Below are 17,143 nucleotides of genomic sequence, written 5' to 3'. Positions count from 1 at the left end.
CACCATCAATTAATATTCAAATTTCTTCTCAAAGTAAGCCTTCAGATCTTCAATCTTGACTCTCTCCTGCTCCATGGTATCTCTGTCACGAACTGTGACTGCTCCATCCTCAACAGAATCGAAATCATATGTTACACAGAACGGTGTTCCTATCTCATCCTGTCTTCTATATCTCTTACCTATGTTGCCTCTGTCATCGAACTCACAGTTATAGTACTTTGAAAGCTCTGCATAAATCTTCTCTGCACTCTCGTTGAGCTTCTTGGAAAGTGGAAGCACACCGATCTTAACCGGTGCAAGCTGTGGGTGGAAATGAAGGACTGTACGGATGTCAGGTTTCTCCTCTGTTCCAATGTTCTCCTCATCATATGCAGCGCACAGGAATGCAAGTGTAACACGGTCAGCACCAAGTGATGGCTCGATTACATATGGAATGTACTTCTCCTTTGTCTCGTCATCGAAGTACTCCATGGACTCTCCTGATGTATTCTGGTGCTGTGTCAGATCGTAATCTGTTCTGTCAGCGATTCCCCAGAGCTCTCCCCATCCAAATGGGAATAAATACTCGATATCAGTTGTTCCCTTGGAGTAGAAACAAAGCTCCTCAGGTGAATGGTCACGGGCTCTCATCTCATCATCCTTGATTCCGAGATCCTTGAGCCAGTTGATACAGAAGCTTCTCCAGTACTCAAACCACTCCATATCTGTACCCGGCTTGCAGAAGAACTCAAGCTCCATCTGCTCGAACTCTCTTGTTCTAAATGTGAAGTTACCAGGTGTTATCTCATTTCTAAATGACTTTCCTATCTGGCCAATTCCAAATGGAACCTTCTTTCTTGAAGTTCTCTGTACATTCTTGAAGTTGACAAATATACCCTGTGCAGTCTCCGGTCTCAGGTATACAGTGTTCTTGGCATCCTCAGTTACACCCTGGAATGTCTTGAACATAAGGTTGAACTGTCTGATGCCTGTGAAGTTGTGCTTACCACATGTTGGACAGCAGATATTGTTCTTCTCAACGTACTCTTCCATCTGCTCGTTGCTCCATCCGTCTACTGCGCCCTCTGGAACAACTCCGTTTTCAGCCATAAAGTCCTCTATAAGTTTATCTGCACGGAATCTCTCATGACACTCTTTGCAATCCATAAGAGGATCAGCAAATCCTCCAAGGTGGCCTGAAGCAACCCATGTCTGTGGGTTCATAAGGATAGCACAGTCAACTCCTACATTGTAAGGGTTCTCCTGGATGAATTTCTTCCACCATGCTCTCTTAACATTGTTCTTGAGTTCAACTCCGAGATTACCATAGTCCCATGTATTTGCGAGACCACCGTAAATCTCTGAACCTGGATAAACAAATCCTCTGCTCTTTGCCAATGCAACGATCTTGTCTAATGTCTTTTCCATTGTAATCCTCCAAATCATATTCGAATTTGCATTTTTTCACTCTATCCGCCTTATTTTATACTCATTCAAATATTTTTGCAAGGTTCACGGCATATTTTGTAATATTATTTATACAAAGCTACTATAATTTGTGCCGTCAGACATCACCTTATGACTTCTTCTTATTGCTTACTCGCTATGACTCTTGTATAATAGCACCAGATTGGTTCTTTCTAAAGTTCCAATTTCAAGTATTTTTATAGTTCCAATTTGCAGTATTGGAATATGAACAAATCAAGTAATACGCAAATATCCAATGATACAAGGTATTTTTAACGCTTATAATATGCAGGAAAGGAACACGGAAATGATATCAATAGACAAGGCCTCCGATAAGTCTCTATACGAACAATTATATGAACAAATGAAATCCGAGATACTTAATGAGCACTATGCTGCAGGTGAAAAGCTCCCTGCAACAAGGCAGCTAGCCGCCGAACATAAACTGAGCCGCAACACAGTAGTATCTGCTTACAACCAGCTTGAACTTGAAGGATATATACGCTCCGTGACAGGCTCAGGCTACTATGTTGAGAACATCTCTGCATTTTCTCCGGACAAAAAGCCAAGACAAAGCCACAATATACAGCATTCTTCCAGACAATCAGGAAAGACATTTGACTACACGTTCAGCTACGGCAATCTGGACTACAACTGCTATCACTCCAGGGCATGGCGCAAATGCCTTATGAACGCCTGGGACATGATATCCATGGCCGATACCGCCTCCTACCAGATGTCACAGGGAAGTTACACCCTCCGCAGTCTTATCACCGAATATCTGTACATGTCCAGAGGTGTAAACTGCACACCGGAGCAGATCATTCTCACGAGCGGCCACCAGAGATCAATAGATATAATCACGCATATATTCAGTCCGTCAGACTATTCATTTGCCATAGAGGACCCTGGCTACAACGGAACATGGGAGATCGTCAGCCAGAGTCCGTTCAGGATCATCCCCATACCTCTTGAGAATGACGGTGTATCAATAGACCATATACAGAGGCTCAGAGACACGCTGTTATATGTGACCCCATCCCACCAATTCCCTATGGGAAGCATATTGCCTATCAGCAAGAGGCTAGAGCTCATAGAGTGGGCGGCTCAATCGGGAAGTTATATCATCGAGGATGATTACGACAGCGAGCTCAGATACCAAAGCAGACCAATTCCATCCCTGCAATCCATCGATAACAGCGACCACACTATATATCTCGGGACATTTTCCAAATCCATGTCACCGGATCTTCGAATATCATATATGGTGCTTCCAGCAGATCTGATGAAGGCATATGAATCCAGTTATTCACACACCAACTGCACAGTTCCAACGGTTCTGCAGCTTGCACTTATTGAATTTATACAGAGTGGTAATTATCAGCGCCACATAGGCGCCATGAAGAATCACTATAAAAAGAAGCATGATTATATATTGAATTATGTGAAACAGAATCTTGAAGATGATGTGATCATGTATGGTGCCGGAGCCGGTCTCCACTTTGTGGCAGAGGTTAAGAACTCAAAGCTTACCCAGACAGAGCTCATATCAGCTTTTGAACAGAAAGGCATACGAATCTTCTCCACAGAACCATTCTGGATAAGAAAGAATCTCTGTCCTGAGAACCAGCTTCTGTTTGGTTTCAGCGCCATACCATATGAAAAACTTCCCGGCGCGATGAAGGCGTTCTCTAAAATAATACACTCTCTGTGATTTGTATTTTAGACAGGTAATATACAAAAAGAAGAGAATCTCACGTCATGTAGGATTCTCTTCTTTTTTTCATGGCAGCGAGTCTATGATCTCCACCGATTTGAACTTCCTGTCCACATACATATCCATGAACTGCTTCGACACTAGCTGTATCTCCGCCAGTACAGGATCTGACACATTGAAGTTGTACATCTTGCCAAGCGGTGCACCATTTATGTATTGTATCGTGTATACTGCGTCATCCGATAGATGAAGCGGATGTTTTGCCCGGCCTTTGCATCCATCGCAGAGCAGTCCACCCGATGCTGCATCGAATACATTTGACACCTCAGCCTTGCCACATACCGGACAGTGGAAGCTCTGTATTCCCTGTCCGAACACATCCATGAGTTTTATCTCGTACACACACCGGATGAGCTTTGCAGGCATCTGCCCCTTCTCCAGAGCCTTAAGACTCACATACAGAAGATTGAGGTAATCTGCTGCCCTGTCTCCCTCATGGGTCATGAAGCCCATGACCTCGCAGAAATACGATGCATAACAGTATGCATCTATGTCCATGGTGAGCTGATGGAAATATTCATCCACATCTATATTCACAAGCCTGTATGAATCCCGCGCCGGGATCAATGTAAAACTTCCCATGACAAACATCTGTGTCTTGGACTGGAGCGGATTCGTTCCTCTCCTCACACCTGTTGCAAATACTGTGATCCTGCCCCGTTCTTTTGTGAGGACCACCATTCTCCTGTCATATTCGCTCTGGAGGCTGCTGGACAGTACAATTCCATGCAATGTTACTTCTTCTCTCAATTGTATATCCACCTCCATAACAAATTTAACATGACAAGATCGGCAAACTATGCACTGCCCGCAGCAACTGCACATTTACCGATCCTGTTTGCACACACTACTCGTCTCTAAACCCAAAGTTCCTTAGCAATGTATCTGTATCTCTCCAGTCCTTCTTGACCTTTACCCAAAGCTTCAGATTGACCTTGGTGTCAAGAAGTCTCTCTATTCCATATCTCGCATGAGTACCGATCTTCTTCAGCATGACGCCCTGCTTTCCTATGATGATTCCCTTGTGGGAGTCCCTCTCACATATGATTGTCGCATCGATATCGATCAGGCCGCCATCCGGTCTCTCTTTCATGGAATCAATCACAACTGCAATACCATGGGGAACCTCTTTATCAAGCTGACGGAGCGCCTGCTCCCTGATGAGTTCGGCAACTATCTGTCTCTCCGGCTGGTCAGTGATCGTGTCCTCATCATAATACTGTGGTCCATACGGAAGATACTTCATAATGGTATCTATGAGCTCATCTGTGTTCTTGCCCTTTAATGCCGACACAGGAACTATTTCCGCAAAGTCACAGGCATCTTTATAGGTATTTATCGCCTCAAATACCTTGCTCTCCTCCACGTTGTCTATCTTGTTCACAACCACAATTATAGGTGTCTTTACATGCTGGAGCTGTTCTATGATATACCGCTCTCCTGCGCCGATAAATGTTGTGGCCTCAACTATCCAGAGAACCACATCGACCTCATCCAGCGTACTCTCAGCAACCTTGAGCATGTACTCTCCAAGCTTGTTCTTCGCCCTGTTTATTCCCGGTGTGTCCAGGAAGATAATCTGTCCCTTATCGCTGGTATACACGGTCTGTATCCTGTTTCTCGTGGTCTGCGCCTTGTTGCTTGTTATCGCTATCTTCTGTCCTATCAGTCTGTTCATAAGTGTCGACTTTCCAACGTTTGGTCTGCCTATGATGGACACGAAGCCTGATTTGTATTCTTTATTCATATATCTCCTTCATCCTGCATGCGCAGGCTAACCTACGCATACGCATCTAGCTTTACTATGTCATGACCCTAATTCGCCGCTCGCAAGTCATGCAAGCACGCCCACTCACTTGCGCTCATTATATCGACTGTCGGCTATACCTAGAAAATCGCAAGTACATCCTTGAAGTTGTCCTTATTCTCCTCTATCTTGCTCTCTCCGCCGATGGCGCAGATGATTCCTGAATCCGTAACAGCCTTCACAAGTGGTGCAAGGGCTCTGATGGCATCTCTGTCGGTGGAGAGGATCTTATCACGCTCTCTCTGGATCTGTTCATCTGTAACTCCCATAAAGTATCTCGCCATATGGCTTATACCCTCCGCAACAGGAGTCGTCGGTGCATCTATCTGAGCCATGGTTCCAATGATATACTTGGTCATATCTCTGTCTGAGCACTCAAAGTTCTCCACGAACTTATATGCATTCTTGAATATGTCATATGTCTCCATGAGGTTTGGATCTCTGTATGAGCTCATATAGCAGGTTCCATTCCTGAGGAATGAGCACATGGCACCATATGCGCCGCCCTTCACACGGACATTTTCCCACAGATAACCATATGAGAATATGATTTTGAGAACGCTCAGTGAGCTGTCGTACTTGTATCCCGCATCCTCAAAATTACCCGCTATGGCAACATACTGAACCTGGCTGGCTGTCTTGAAGCCCTCATTCTTGAGATCCTTCTCAAAAGGCTTCACATCCTTATGTGCAGGTCTTGTAGAGAGTGCCATGCCAAAGTCCGCAAATGATTCCTCAAGCAGATCTGTCACGTCCTCATTTCCTGTATATGAAACCGTAAGTGCCCCCTTTCTGAGTACCTCTGCAAGGGCATACTGAAGCTTCTCAATGAAGTCATCGTACTTCTCATCGAAGTGATCCACTATGTCACACAGGAATTCATAATAAGCGATTCCACAGGTCTCATCCGTGAATCTTGCTCCCTCATCTATATAGGACATGGCTCTGGTGTATGCGGTCACATGTCCCGATGCAGCCATGCCATTCTTCATGCTGGACTTCTCCTCCGTCAGGAGCTCCTTCAGTCTCTTCCTGTCATCGATCTTAGATGAGAACATAATCTCCTTCATCAGTTCAACGGCATATGGAAGCTTCTCATAGAGTGCCTTCATTGACACGTAAAAGAACTTCTTGATATCCGTGTCACTGGCATATCCAACCATATCAAATTCTATTCCACCTATATTACTGTCTATCTCATTTGAAAGCTGTCCATAGGTATGCTTCTCTGTGTCAATATATTTAAACAGGCATGACAGCACAGCAAGATATGGCACAAGGTCATTATCTATATCATTTATATTGAAATAGAACCTCAGATATCCTATACCGTTTGTAAATATATCGTGGCTTACAACCGGAAGTCCGCCGATCTCAGACTCAACATTCTTGAGCTTCTCAGCCTCTTTGTCAATGTCATCTATCGCCAGAAGCGGAACCTTGGCAAGATCCTCTGCGGATGAAGGAGTCGCCTGATACTCCTTGAGCGCCTTTGTATCCTCCACGATCTTCTCAAGCTCCTCACGGCTGAGCGTAGCCTTGTATGCCGCAAGCTCATCAGCGATCTTCTTCTCATTCTCCTGGTCAAGACCCTTCTTAGGGTTCATGGTGAGATACAGGCCAAATGTATTATCAATGAAACATTCCTTTATAAGCTGCTCAAAGTATCCATTCTGAAGATCCTCTCTCAGCTCCTTATACACATCATTCATCTCAAAAAACATGAGTGCCTTGGTATCGTCATACAGCCAGCTGTTAAATGCATCCAGTCCGTACATAAGTCCCTTAGGAAACCTTCCAAAATTGGCCTCCTTGTGCTTGAACTCAAACTTGTTGATTGCAGCCTCAACCGCATCCTTATCTATACCATGGCTGAGTTCTTCAAATGTATCATCTATTATCTTTATGAATCTGTCCTTATCGTTCTTATCCGCGCCTCTTGCTATGATAGAGAATGTGGTCTGCTGACAGCCATTGTCAAATGAGCTGTAGACCTCCTCGCCTATACCCGCATCAGTCAGAGCTTTCTTCAGGACAGCTCCCGGCGCATCCATGAGCACGTACTCAAGTATTTCAAGGGCTGTAACCTTCTTCTTTTCGGTGCTGAGCCCTGTTATCTTGCTGTATGTGAGTATGGAATTGTTCTCCTCTGGATCAGTATCAGCTATGGAGTACTCCTTAGTGATATCCTTCATCTCGTCAAATGGCTTCTGAAGAGGGATCGCTGAATCTATCTCCTTGTAATCGTAATGTGACAGATACTCCTCATCTATAAATTCCAGCTCCTTCGCCATATCACAGTCACCATACAGATAAATATAACTGTTCGATGGATGATAATATGTCCTGTGGAAATCTCTGAATCTCTCAAGGGTGAGTGTAGGTATGGATACCGGATCACCGCCTGAATCATTGCCATATGGAGTGTCCGGCATGAGTGATGACTCTATCTCTCTGTACATAATCGACTCAGGACTTGAGTACACGCCCTTCATCTCATTATACACAACTCCGTTGTACTTCAGGTCTCCGTCCATAGAGTCAAGCTCGTAGTGCCAGCCCTCCTGCTTCATGATCTCATCATGTATATAGATATCCGGATAGAACACTGCATCCAGATACACACTCATGATGTTCTCAAAGTCCTTCTGATTGAAGCTCGCTATAGGATATACCGTCTTGTCTGAATAAGTCATGGCGTTCAGAAAGGTGTTCAGAGAACCTTTTGCCAGCTCAACAAATGGATCCTTTACCGGATATTTCTTTGAACCACAAAGCACTGAGTGCTCAATTATATGAGGTATTCCTGAATCATCATATGGAGGTGTCCTGAAGCCTATATTGAATACCTTATTCACATCGTCATTCTCAATGATGAGGACCCTTGCCTTTGTCTTTATATGCTCCAGCACATATCCCTTGCCATGTACCTCCGGTAGATCCTTCTCCTCAACTATTCTGTAAGCCTTTAAATCTTTGATATTTCCCAATTCATATTCTCCTTCTATATAAATTTTCAACGCTCACTATTCCATCTGTCCGGCACCAAACGAAGCCGGAAGAAACTCTGACAATCTTCTCATGTCGTAATCATCCTCTGAATGTGCTGCGATAACATACATATCCGCAGAAAATTCCGAGAGCACCTGTCTGCATATCCCACATGGATATGTTATTCCATTTATCCCTGTACTATTCAGGCCACCGACAATAGCAATCGCTTTGAAATCTTTATAGCCACTACTCACTGCATTACACACCGCTGCACGTTCTGCGCATATAGTTGCACCATACGAGGAATTTTCTATATTACAGCCCGTGAACACTCTGTATTCATTCGCATTTCTATCGCGGCTGTCTGTCTCTCTGCCAACGACTTCATCTGCATCCGAAGAATTCTCCCGGCCAGCCAGGAGTGCTGCCCCAACCTTAAACTGTGAGTACCTGGCATATGCCATTTCTCTCGCCTCTACCGCTTTCACAATAAGACGCCTGATGTCTGTATCTTCAATAATATAATCACTCTCCATAATACAGGACCTCCTTTCTGATACCTTCTACGCACTTCCATAATAATAACACTAATCCACCTTTAGATTCAATCACCCACACAGTATTAAACGTTCAAATATTATCAGCTTGGTGCACATAACAAGAGGCCGCCCGAAATCCGGCGGCCTCTCGATCACTTCTCTTTATTCAATTTATTACATTTTTAATAGCTTCCTGACTGTATCTGTCTGAGTATTTCGTCCACCATATCCTGATATGTGTCCGATGTAAGAACCAGGATAATACAGAACACCAGGAACACAAGTGCTATTGCGCTCATTATAATACCTGCGATAGCCATTCCCTTGCCAGGCTTCTTATCCTTAAGACTTATGATACCTGTTATCAGTCCCGCAATGGCTGTGGCAATTCCCACATATGTGATACAACATCCAAATGTAAGAGAAAAGATACCAAGCACCATAGATGCTATGGATACGCCTTTGCTCTCCTGTGGCTGCATATTATTCTGTGGATATGCCGGACCTCCGCCCATATTCATGTCCTGGTTAGCATAATTCTGTCCGTATGGATCTCCCGGCTGTCCGTAGCCCTGACCATACTGACCATATCCCTGTCCGTACTGGCCACCTGGCTGGCCATAATTCTGTCCATACTGGCCGCCTGGCTGACCATAATTCTGATCATACTGTCCACCTGGCTGACCATAATTCTGTCCATACTGGCCGTCTGACTGACCATAGTTCTGGTCGTTCTGTCCATACTGAGGCGCACCGGCATATGGATTCTGCTGTCCCGCCTGTCTGTTGTCTTCTGTTGGCTGATAGCCGCCAAAGCTGTTGTTATCTTCTCCCATCTCTTCCTGCCTTTCATTTATAACTTTTTTGTAACCCATACTTTCCCTTAGTCGAAAAATATCTGTTCTGATTATCTCACACATGCCGGTTAGTGTCAATTAACCTACATAAAAAAAGAAACACATCACCCGATTACGAATGATGTGATCCTTTTTTATCTTAGTCTTTGTATTTTACTGCGAAATCGTGTCTGACTCTATTCCTTAGAAGCCCATTCCGCCGCCCATTCCTGCTCCGCCTGCTGGCATTGCTGGAGCGTCTTCCTTGATATCAGCTACAACTGACTCTGTTGTGAGCATTGTTGAAGCAACTGATGTAGCGTTCTGAAGTGCACTTCTTGTAACCTTAACAGGATCAATGATTCCTGCCTCGATCATGTTGACATATGTCTCATTGTATGCATCAAAGCCCACACCAACCTCAGACTCTTTGATCTTGTTGATGATGACTGATCCCTCAAGTCCTGCATTGGCTGCGATGTGGAACAGTGGAGCCTCCATAGCCTTGAGAACTACCTTAGCGCCTGTCTTCTCATCGCCCTCAAGATCCTTTACAAGCTCTGCAACCTTCTTTGCAGCGTGGATGTATGCTGAACCACCACCTGAGATGATTCCCTCTTCAACTGCAGCTCTTGTGGCATTAAGGGCATCCTCCATACGGAGCTTAGCTTCCTTCATCTCTGTCTCTGTAGCTGCGCCGACTCTGATAACTGCAACTCCACCGGCAAGCTTTGCGAGTCTCTCCTGAAGCTTCTCTTTATCAAACTCTGATGTTGTCTCCTCAAGCTGAGCCTTGATGACATTTACACGACCTGCGATGTCTTCCTTAGCGCCCATACCATCAACGATAACTGTGTTCTCCTTTGTGATCTTAGCACTCTTTGCACGTCCAAGGTCATCAAGAGTAGCATCCTTGAGCTCATATCCAAGCTCCTCTGAGATTACCTTACCGCCTGTAAGAATAGCGATATCCTGAAGCATCTCTTTTCTTCTGTCGCCATAACCAGGAGCCTTTACAGCTACTACCTGGAATGTACCACGCAGCTTGTTGACGATAAGTGTTGTGAGAGCCTCACCCTCGATATCCTCAGCGATGATCAGTAGCTTTGATCCGCTCTGAACGATCTGCTCAAGAAGTGGAAGGATCTCCTGGATATTTGAGATCTTCTTATCTGTAATAAGTATATATGGGTTATCAAGCTCTGCAACCATCTTCTCCATATCTGTTGCCATGTAAGCTGAAATATAACCTCTGTCGAACTGCATACCTTCTACAAGGTCGAGCTCTGTCTTCATTGACTTTGACTCTTCGATTGTGATGACTCCATCCTTTGACACTTTCTCCATAGCGTCGGCAACCATCTGTCCAACCTCATCGTCACCAGCTGAGATAGATGCAACTCTTGCGATCTGATCCTTTCCGCTGATAGTCTCACTCATATCAAGAATAGCCTCAACTGCCTTGTCGCAAGCCTTCTTCATTCCCTTTCTGAGAACGATAGGATTAGCACCTGCTGCCAGATTCTTCATTCCTTCATTGATCATAGCCTGTGCAAGAACTGTAGCTGTTGTAGTACCATCACCTGCAACATCGTTTGTCTTTGTTGCAACTTCCTTGACGATCTGAGCACCCATGTTCTCAAATGCATCCTCAAGCTCGATGTCCTTTGCTATTGTAACACCATCATTTGTGATGAGTGGTGAACCGTATGACTTTGCAAGTACAACGTTTCTTCCTTTAGGTCCAAGTGTAACTCTTACTGTATCTGCTAACTGATTAACTCCTGCCTCAAGTGCCTTTCTAGCCTCAGCACCGTACTTAATTTCCTTTGCCATTTCTATCTACCTCCATGTTATATTACATATATATCATCCGCATATGTCTCCCACAGCTCACGCTGTCTGGATATATGCTTTTACTTCTCAACGATTGCAAGGATGCTGTCCTGCTTGATAACTATGTACTCTTCGTCGTCAAGCTTAACCTCTGAACCAGCGAACTTCTGATATATAACTGTATCTCCAACCTTAACGTCCATAGGAACCAGCTTGCCATCAACAACTGCTCCAGGGCCAACCTCTATAACCTCTGCATACTGTGGCTTCTCCTTTGCCTGGCCTGGTAATACGATTCCTGACTTTGTTGTCTCCTCTGCTACTGACTGCTTTAATACTACTCTGTCTCCAAGTGGTCTTAACTTCATGATATATACCTCCTGATTTATTTTTTCTTTTATTTTCTCATCTTCGTTCTTAGCACTCAATTTATGTGAGTGCTAACACTGTTTTATATTCTATCCATTTCTATAAAAAAATCAACCCTTATTTTCTAAAAAATATATAAAAATATGTCTGTCATCTACAGTAATACATATCACTTAAAAAGAGTCGTTCTTGCATAGTCAAACAGATACTGCTGCGCATATCCCCCGAGATTTCCGAACTTTTTCACGGCAAATGCCTCTATCTCCAGTTTTTTTGTGTCCTTGCCATCAAAGTACATGCTCTCCATGATCCTCTTCATCCACACATCCACAGGGAAAGCCTCACGTCTTCCAAGTCCAAAGAGCAGGACACAGTTGGCAACTTTCTCTCCTACTCCCTTTATAGTCATGAGAAGTTCCCTTGCCTGTTCTATGTCAAGTGCGTCAAGCTTCTCCTTTGTGACATTTCCCGAGTACACCGCCTCCGTCGCATTCATTATGTATGGAGCACGGAATCCGACCTTGCACTCCCTGAGCTCATCCTCTGTGACCTCATGAAGTCTGTCTACATCAGGGAACACATAAAATGCCTCGCCATTATATCCTATGACCTCATCACCAAATCTATGCGATATATTTTTCACACACTGTTTTATCTGAGGGATATTCTTGTTCTGGGATATGATAAATGATATAAGCGTCTCAAAGAAGTCCTGATTGAGTATACGTATTCCATCCTTCTCATTCACAGCCGTCTGAAGTGCGCTGTCCGCCTTTATGACACTCTCCTTGATGAGCCCGTAATCGTTGTCCATATCCAGATAAGGACGCCATATTCCTTCATAGTCTTCCATGGATGAACCATATATCCTGAGCACGCCGCCTGACTGTTCCATCTTCACAGCCCTGCCAAATGCTATGACCTCATACACTTCATCATCAAGCTTGTCAAAATGAAAGCACTGACCACACTCAAGTATCTGAGAAAGTCTGAAATCCTTCACTCCGTCTACCGTAACTATATTGCCATCACAACTTACATTCATCTTCCGTACACCTGCCATTTCATATTTGTATAATTGTGCTTTTTGTCTTATAAATTTCTCCAGGCTATTGTATAATACCTGTATATTATTTTCAATGTCACATAAGCAGTGTGGCAAAAACTGACACTATCACAAACAGGAGGATCTATGGCTGAACAGATATACACTATACCAGTAAACGATGCATTTGACAGCGGCTGCGAATGCCCTATGTGCCAGATGCAGAAGGATCTTGAACGAAATGCAATTGAATATACGATGGGGCCAAGCTACATGGAGGACGACAACCGTGCCATGACTGACAAGCTTGGTTTTTGCAGTCATCATCTGAGAATGCTCTATCAGGAAAAGAATCGTCTGGGTCTGGCACTCATGATGAACACCCATATGAATAAGACTATACAAGATATGAGGGCGCTGGCTGCCAAAGGTCCCGCCGCCAAAGCCGGTCTGTTCGGCAAGAACACACCAAATGCACCTGTTGTCGATTATATAGAGAATATGGAGAAAAGCTGCTTCATTTGTGGACGTATGGATGACATGTTCGTACGCTATGTAGACACTATCTTCCATATGTGGAAAAGAGATTCCGAGTTCAGGGACAAATTTGCTACGAGCAAAGGCTTCTGTACATACCACTACGGAATACTGTACAAGACAGGCCAGAACAAACTGAGCAAGGAACAGTATGCGCAGTTCATCGAAATCCTCAACAAGGTATACTTTGACAATATGGAACGTGTCAATGGTGACCTGAGCTGGTTCATAGACAAGTTTGACTACAGATACAAGAACGAGCCATGGAAGAATTCCAAGGACGCCCTCCCGAGAGGGATCATCAAGATTGGCCACACATTTGTAGAATAATAAACACATGACAATAAATAAAAGCCGCCTTACATATCTGTAAAGCGGCTTATTTTAACTGACTCTCCATGCAATGAGACCATCCGGAAGCGCCGGCTTTATCATGCCAAGCCTTCTGCCTGTGTTCTCTATGCCATGAGCCTGTTTCATTCTCTCATGGAGATATGCTCTGTATTCTGTGAGAAGCCCGGTAAATATCGGTCTGAGCTCAGGGCACCTTCTGAAATCCCCCGGCTTGACAAGTCCCGGTTTCTTGTGGAATATATCCACACCGGCATTTTTCAACACCGATGCCACGAACTGTGAACAGAAGAAACTGTATTCCCTCTCATACGCAAGATGGAAAAATACGCTGAATACACCCATGAAGTTATATCCGTATCTGTCCGGATGCTTCTTGAATCTGGCGAGCTCCTGCTGTATCCTGTCATACTGCTTACTCGTGACCTTCAGCTCATACACAGCGCATCTGGTTCCCTTGTGCTTTCCAAATATTCCCTTTTCTATGTTCTCACTGATAAATCCACTGTTAAATGGATTGTATACACCTTTCCTTGCAAAACTGTACATTTCATCAAGACTTATGTCCAGTGCCAGAGATGTGTGACAATACGGCTCTCTGGTCATAAGCTTTATGAGATTTGAAGGAACTGTTTTTGTCTTTGACAAAAGTATGTATACCTTCTTACTCTCATCTTTCATATTTTTGTTTCCAATCACCTATTTTGATGTACGCATATCCCCCCACAGGATAAGCGCCAATCCCCACATCATAAATTATAAACGCATCCCCGGTAATTACTTGCCCGGCTTGTAAGAACTCTTGAGTGACACGATCCTGTTGTATACAGGATGCTCCGCTGTAGAATCCTTTGAGTCAACACAGAAGAAACCATTTCTCAGGAACTGGAATGCCTCTCCCGGCTGAGCCTCCTCAAATGCCTTCTCAAGCTTACATCCCTGTTTGATAACAAGTGAGTTTGGATTGAGATTCAATGTACCATCGTCGTTGAGCTTCCCCTTCTCCTCATCGATGATATTCTCATACAGACGAACCTCTGCATCTATTGCGCTCTCTGCCGATACCCAGTGAATGGTTCCCTTGACCTTGCGTCCCTCAAAGCCTGAACCGCTTCTTGTCTCTGGGTCATATGTACAATGTACTGTTGTGACATTGCCGTCCTCGTCCTTCTCAAATCCCACGCACTTTACGAAATATGCATTCTTAAGACGAACCTCGTTGCCAGGGAACAGTCTGAAATACTTCTTAGGAGGCTCCTCCATGAAGTCCTCTCTCTCTATATACAGATACTTGCTGAATGCTACCTTTCTGCTTCCGAGCTCCTCGTTCTCCTGATTGTTCTCGACATCGAGGTACTCAACCTGATCCTCAGGATAGTTGTCGATGACAAGCTTTACAGGATCAACAACTGCCATGTATCTCTTGGCTGTGAGCTTCAGGTCGTCTCTCACGCAATACTCAAGCATAGCGTAATCAACAGACGACTGGCTCTTGGATATTCCAACCAGCTCCATGAACTTCTTAATAGCTGATGGTGTGAAGCCTCTTCTTCTGAGGGCTGCAATACTTACAAGACGTGGGTCATCCCATCCGTCTACTATTCCGTCCTCGACAAGCTTCTTGATGTATCTCTTACCTGTTATGACATTTGTCAGGTAAAGCTTTGCGAACTCTATCTGCTTTGGTGTGCCCTCAGGTGAATCCTTGTAACCGAGCTCCATAACCACCCAGTCATACAGAGGTCTGTGATCCTCAAACTCAAGTGTACATATAGAATGTGTAACACCTTCGATGGCATCCTCGATAGGATGTGCAAAGTCATACATAGGGTAAATGCACCACTTGTCACCTGTGTTGTGGTGGTTCATTCTCGCTATTCTGTAGATAATAGGATCTCTCATGTTGATGTTAGGGCTTGCCATATCTATCTTTGCACGGAGTACCTTACTTCCGTCAGGGAACTCACCGTTCTTCATTCTCTCGAACAGATCAAGATTCTCCTCTATGCTTCTGTCTCTGTATGGGCTGTTCTTGCCCGGCTCAGTGAGAGTTCCTCTGTACTCTCTGATTTCATCTGCTGTGAGGTCACACACATATGCCTTGCCCTTCTTGATGAGCTTTATGGCAGCCTCGTACATCTGGTCAAAGTAATTTGATGCAAAGAACACTCTGTCTCCGAAGTCTGCTCCCAGCCACTTGACATCTGCAAGTATTGACTCTACGAACTCTGTCTTCTCCTTTGTAGGGTTGGTATCGTCAAATCTGAGATTAAACTGTCCGCCATACTGCTGTGCCAGTCCATAATTCAAAAGTATTGACTTGGCATGTCCTATATGTAAATATCCATTTGGCTCTGGTGGGAATCTGGTAACGATCTTCGGCACCTTACCCTCTGCGATATCTTTCTCAATTATCTGTTCAATGAAATTCTTACCTGTCATCTCTTCAGCCATTTCCAAACTGCCTCCCGCTTTTTTTGATAATTCTAAATGTCTGCAACCGAATTTGCACACGATTACAGTTAGTTTACCATACTTTTACTGCTTGTACCACAATTATCTTTTTATTTGTAATTATTTTTCGCACAAATGTAAATATTTTACTTGATTTTTGATGTCCATTTTGTTATAGTTATTATTGCTTTTGAAAAGCAAGCTACTATAGCTCAGGTGGTAGAGCGCAACATTGGTAATGTTGAGGTCACGGGTCCGACTCCCGTTAGTAGCTTTTATTTTTTTGTCCGTATTTACGCCGCCCTGAGCGGCTTTATTTTTATCCACCGCAGACCGGATCACTTACTTTCCGCCCGCAGTCTCAGCTTCATATATTCCATCAGCCCACTTCTTATTCCACTCACTCATGACATCGTTACCTTTTTTAGCTTTGCTCTCCGCTCTCATGTCACCACTCCTTAATCCGATGATCAGCTAATTTTTTGCAAAAAAGGAAGCGGCACTATGCCGCTTCCTGTCTTTGATTAAACAACTTAAAATTTTATTATTCTAATTACACATCCCTGAGCTTAGCTCTGATCCTCTGAACCGCATTGTCTATGGATTTTGCCGGTTTGCAGAGTCTCTCCCCTATCACTTCATAAGAAGCGCCTGTTAGATATTCGTCAAGAACATGCTTCTCAAACTTAGAAAGCTTACTGTCGATGAGCTTTATAAGATCTGACTCACGCAGCTTCGCCATCATGATATCCTCAGGATTAGTTATGACACCCGAATCTATCTCATCAAGCGGGCTGGAGTAATCTCCCCCGCCATCGCCATAGATCGATATATAGTAGTTCAACGGTCCGTTTTTCTTGTTGTTTGAATTGTTCACCGCGGTAATGAGCTGCCTTCTCACGCACATGAACGCAAAGGTCTTGAATGTCGCGCCCTTGTCAGGTCTGTAATTATTCACAGCCTTGACCAGTCCGATCATGCCCTCCTGTATAAGATCCTCCTCATCAGCACCTATGATATAAAGGCTTCTGCTCTGTCCCGTTATCATTGGGCCATAGCGCTTGATAAGTGTCTCCATAGCATCGTTATCCTTTTGTTCATTTATAAGCTCCAGCAGTTCATTATCTGATAATTCCGAATACATATACTCTA

At 44.1% G+C, this 17,143-nt stretch carries 14 protein-coding genes and 1 tRNA gene; 3 read left to right on the top strand and 12 right to left on the bottom strand.

Going from position 1 to position 17,143, the window contains the following annotated elements; all coding sequences use genetic code 11:
* Positions 1 to 9 precede the first annotated feature (9 nt).
* Positions 10 to 1,407, bottom strand: coding sequence for a glycine--tRNA ligase (locus DWW60_RS00320; protein WP_117874161.1), 1,398 nt, complete (start codon positions 1,405 to 1,407; stop codon positions 10 to 12).
* Between the two features lie 346 nt (positions 1,408 to 1,753).
* Between DWW60_RS00320 and pdxR the strand changes: the two genes are divergently transcribed.
* Entirely contained in the window at positions 1,754 to 3,160 is a 1,407-nt protein-coding gene (gene pdxR / locus DWW60_RS00315; RefSeq protein ID WP_022216006.1) for a MocR-like pyridoxine biosynthesis transcription factor PdxR, read from the top strand.
* A gap of 69 nt (positions 3,161 to 3,229) precedes the next feature.
* On the opposite strand, the gene recO is transcribed toward pdxR, so the two are convergent.
* From recO to DWW60_RS00275, 8 genes are all read right to left on the bottom strand, one after another.
* Positions 3,230 to 3,973: a DNA repair protein RecO gene (gene recO / locus DWW60_RS00310; RefSeq protein ID WP_022216007.1), complete on the bottom strand. Its 744-nt coding sequence runs from the start codon at positions 3,971 to 3,973 to the stop codon at positions 3,230 to 3,232.
* A gap of 97 nt (positions 3,974 to 4,070) precedes the next feature.
* On the bottom strand, positions 4,071 to 4,970 hold the full coding sequence (era, locus tag DWW60_RS00305) for a GTPase Era (RefSeq protein WP_015534137.1): 900 nt from the start codon (positions 4,968 to 4,970) through the stop codon (positions 4,071 to 4,073).
* A 140-nt stretch (positions 4,971 to 5,110) separates the two neighbouring features.
* A complete protein-coding gene (locus tag DWW60_RS00300; protein ID WP_173795373.1) occupies positions 5,111 to 8,020 on the bottom strand; it encodes an insulinase family protein in 2,910 nt (969 codons plus the stop codon).
* A gap of 36 nt (positions 8,021 to 8,056) precedes the next feature.
* Positions 8,057 to 8,560, bottom strand: a complete 504-nt coding sequence (locus DWW60_RS00295) for a cytidine deaminase (protein ID WP_015534138.1) — start codon at positions 8,558 to 8,560, stop codon at positions 8,057 to 8,059.
* A gap of 185 nt (positions 8,561 to 8,745) precedes the next feature.
* Positions 8,746 to 9,438, bottom strand: a complete 693-nt coding sequence (locus DWW60_RS00290; protein ID WP_022216011.1) for a DUF4190 domain-containing protein — start codon at positions 9,436 to 9,438, stop codon at positions 8,746 to 8,748.
* Positions 9,439 to 9,603: 165 nt separating this feature from the next.
* The gene (groL, locus tag DWW60_RS00285; protein ID WP_004853959.1) at positions 9,604 to 11,235 is read right to left on the bottom strand and encodes a chaperonin GroEL; all 1,632 of its coding nucleotides are present in this window, start codon (positions 11,233 to 11,235) and stop codon (positions 9,604 to 9,606) included.
* Positions 11,236 to 11,315: 80 nt separating this feature from the next.
* Complete coding sequence (locus DWW60_RS00280; RefSeq protein WP_015534141.1) at positions 11,316 to 11,603, bottom strand: co-chaperone GroES; 288 nt, start codon at positions 11,601 to 11,603, stop codon at positions 11,316 to 11,318.
* A 170-nt stretch (positions 11,604 to 11,773) separates the two neighbouring features.
* Complete coding sequence (locus DWW60_RS00275; RefSeq protein ID WP_022216012.1) at positions 11,774 to 12,649, bottom strand: DNA-3-methyladenine glycosylase family protein; 876 nt, start codon at positions 12,647 to 12,649, stop codon at positions 11,774 to 11,776.
* 147 nt (positions 12,650 to 12,796) lie between these two features.
* Here DWW60_RS00275 and DWW60_RS00270 point away from each other — a divergent pair, with 147 nt between their 5' ends.
* Entirely contained in the window at positions 12,797 to 13,516 is a 720-nt protein-coding gene (locus tag DWW60_RS00270) for a DUF6062 family protein (protein ID WP_015534143.1), read from the top strand.
* A gap of 54 nt (positions 13,517 to 13,570) precedes the next feature.
* Here DWW60_RS00270 and DWW60_RS00265 read toward each other — a convergent pair whose 3' ends face one another.
* The gene (locus DWW60_RS00265) at positions 13,571 to 14,218 is read right to left on the bottom strand and encodes a hypothetical protein (protein WP_055144201.1); all 648 of its coding nucleotides are present in this window, start codon (positions 14,216 to 14,218) and stop codon (positions 13,571 to 13,573) included.
* 96 nt (positions 14,219 to 14,314) lie between these two features.
* Positions 14,315 to 15,991: a glutamine--tRNA ligase/YqeY domain fusion protein gene (locus DWW60_RS00260; protein ID WP_055144198.1), complete on the bottom strand. Its 1,677-nt coding sequence runs from the start codon at positions 15,989 to 15,991 to the stop codon at positions 14,315 to 14,317.
* Positions 15,992 to 16,192: 201 nt separating this feature from the next.
* On the opposite strand from DWW60_RS00260, the gene DWW60_RS00255 reads away from it, so the two are divergent.
* Positions 16,193 to 16,265 (top strand) — tRNA-Thr (locus DWW60_RS00255).
* 279 nt (positions 16,266 to 16,544) lie between these two features.
* On the opposite strand, the gene DWW60_RS00250 is transcribed toward DWW60_RS00255, so the two are convergent.
* Positions 16,545 to 17,135, bottom strand: a complete 591-nt coding sequence (locus tag DWW60_RS00250) for a sigma-70 family RNA polymerase sigma factor (protein ID WP_117548824.1) — start codon at positions 17,133 to 17,135, stop codon at positions 16,545 to 16,547.
* Between the last annotated feature and the right edge of the window lie 8 nt (positions 17,136 to 17,143).

The sequence above is a fragment of the Coprococcus sp. AF16-22 genome, from assembly GCF_003461545.1.
GTDB classification, from domain to species: domain Bacteria; phylum Bacillota; class Clostridia; order Lachnospirales; family Lachnospiraceae; genus Coprococcus; species Coprococcus aceti.
The sequence above is the reverse complement of the archived record's forward strand: the minus strand, read 5'-3'. Positions and strand labels throughout refer to the sequence as shown.

Excerpts from the sequence above, each read along its gene's own strand:
- DWW60_RS00290 (WP_022216011.1), bottom strand. The coding sequence starts at position 9,438 with ATGGGTTACAAAAAAGTTATAAATGAAAGGCAGGAAGAGATGGGAGAA.
- DWW60_RS00275 (WP_022216012.1), bottom strand. The coding sequence starts at position 12,649 with ATGAATGTAAGTTGTGATGGCAATATAGTTACGGTAGACGGAGTGAAG.
- pdxR (WP_022216006.1), top strand. The coding sequence starts at position 1,754 with ATGATATCAATAGACAAGGCCTCCGATAAGTCTCTATACGAACAATTA.
- DWW60_RS00270 (WP_015534143.1), top strand. The coding sequence starts at position 12,797 with ATGGCTGAACAGATATACACTATACCAGTAAACGATGCATTTGACAGC.
- DWW60_RS00280 (WP_015534141.1), bottom strand. The coding sequence starts at position 11,603 with ATGAAGTTAAGACCACTTGGAGACAGAGTAGTATTAAAGCAGTCAGTA.
- groL (WP_004853959.1), bottom strand. The coding sequence starts at position 11,235 with ATGGCAAAGGAAATTAAGTACGGTGCTGAGGCTAGAAAGGCACTTGAG.
- DWW60_RS00260 (WP_055144198.1), bottom strand. The coding sequence starts at position 15,991 with ATGGCTGAAGAGATGACAGGTAAGAATTTCATTGAACAGATAATTGAG.
- era (WP_015534137.1), bottom strand. The coding sequence starts at position 4,970 with ATGAATAAAGAATACAAATCAGGCTTCGTGTCCATCATAGGCAGACCA.
- DWW60_RS00320 (WP_117874161.1), bottom strand. The coding sequence starts at position 1,407 with ATGGAAAAGACATTAGACAAGATCGTTGCATTGGCAAAGAGCAGAGGA.
- DWW60_RS00250 (WP_117548824.1), bottom strand. The coding sequence starts at position 17,135 with ATGTATTCGGAATTATCAGATAATGAACTGCTGGAGCTTATAAATGAA.
- DWW60_RS00295 (WP_015534138.1), bottom strand. The coding sequence starts at position 8,560 with ATGGAGAGTGATTATATTATTGAAGATACAGACATCAGGCGTCTTATT.
- DWW60_RS00265 (WP_055144201.1), bottom strand. The coding sequence starts at position 14,218 with ATGAAAGATGAGAGTAAGAAGGTATACATACTTTTGTCAAAGACAAAA.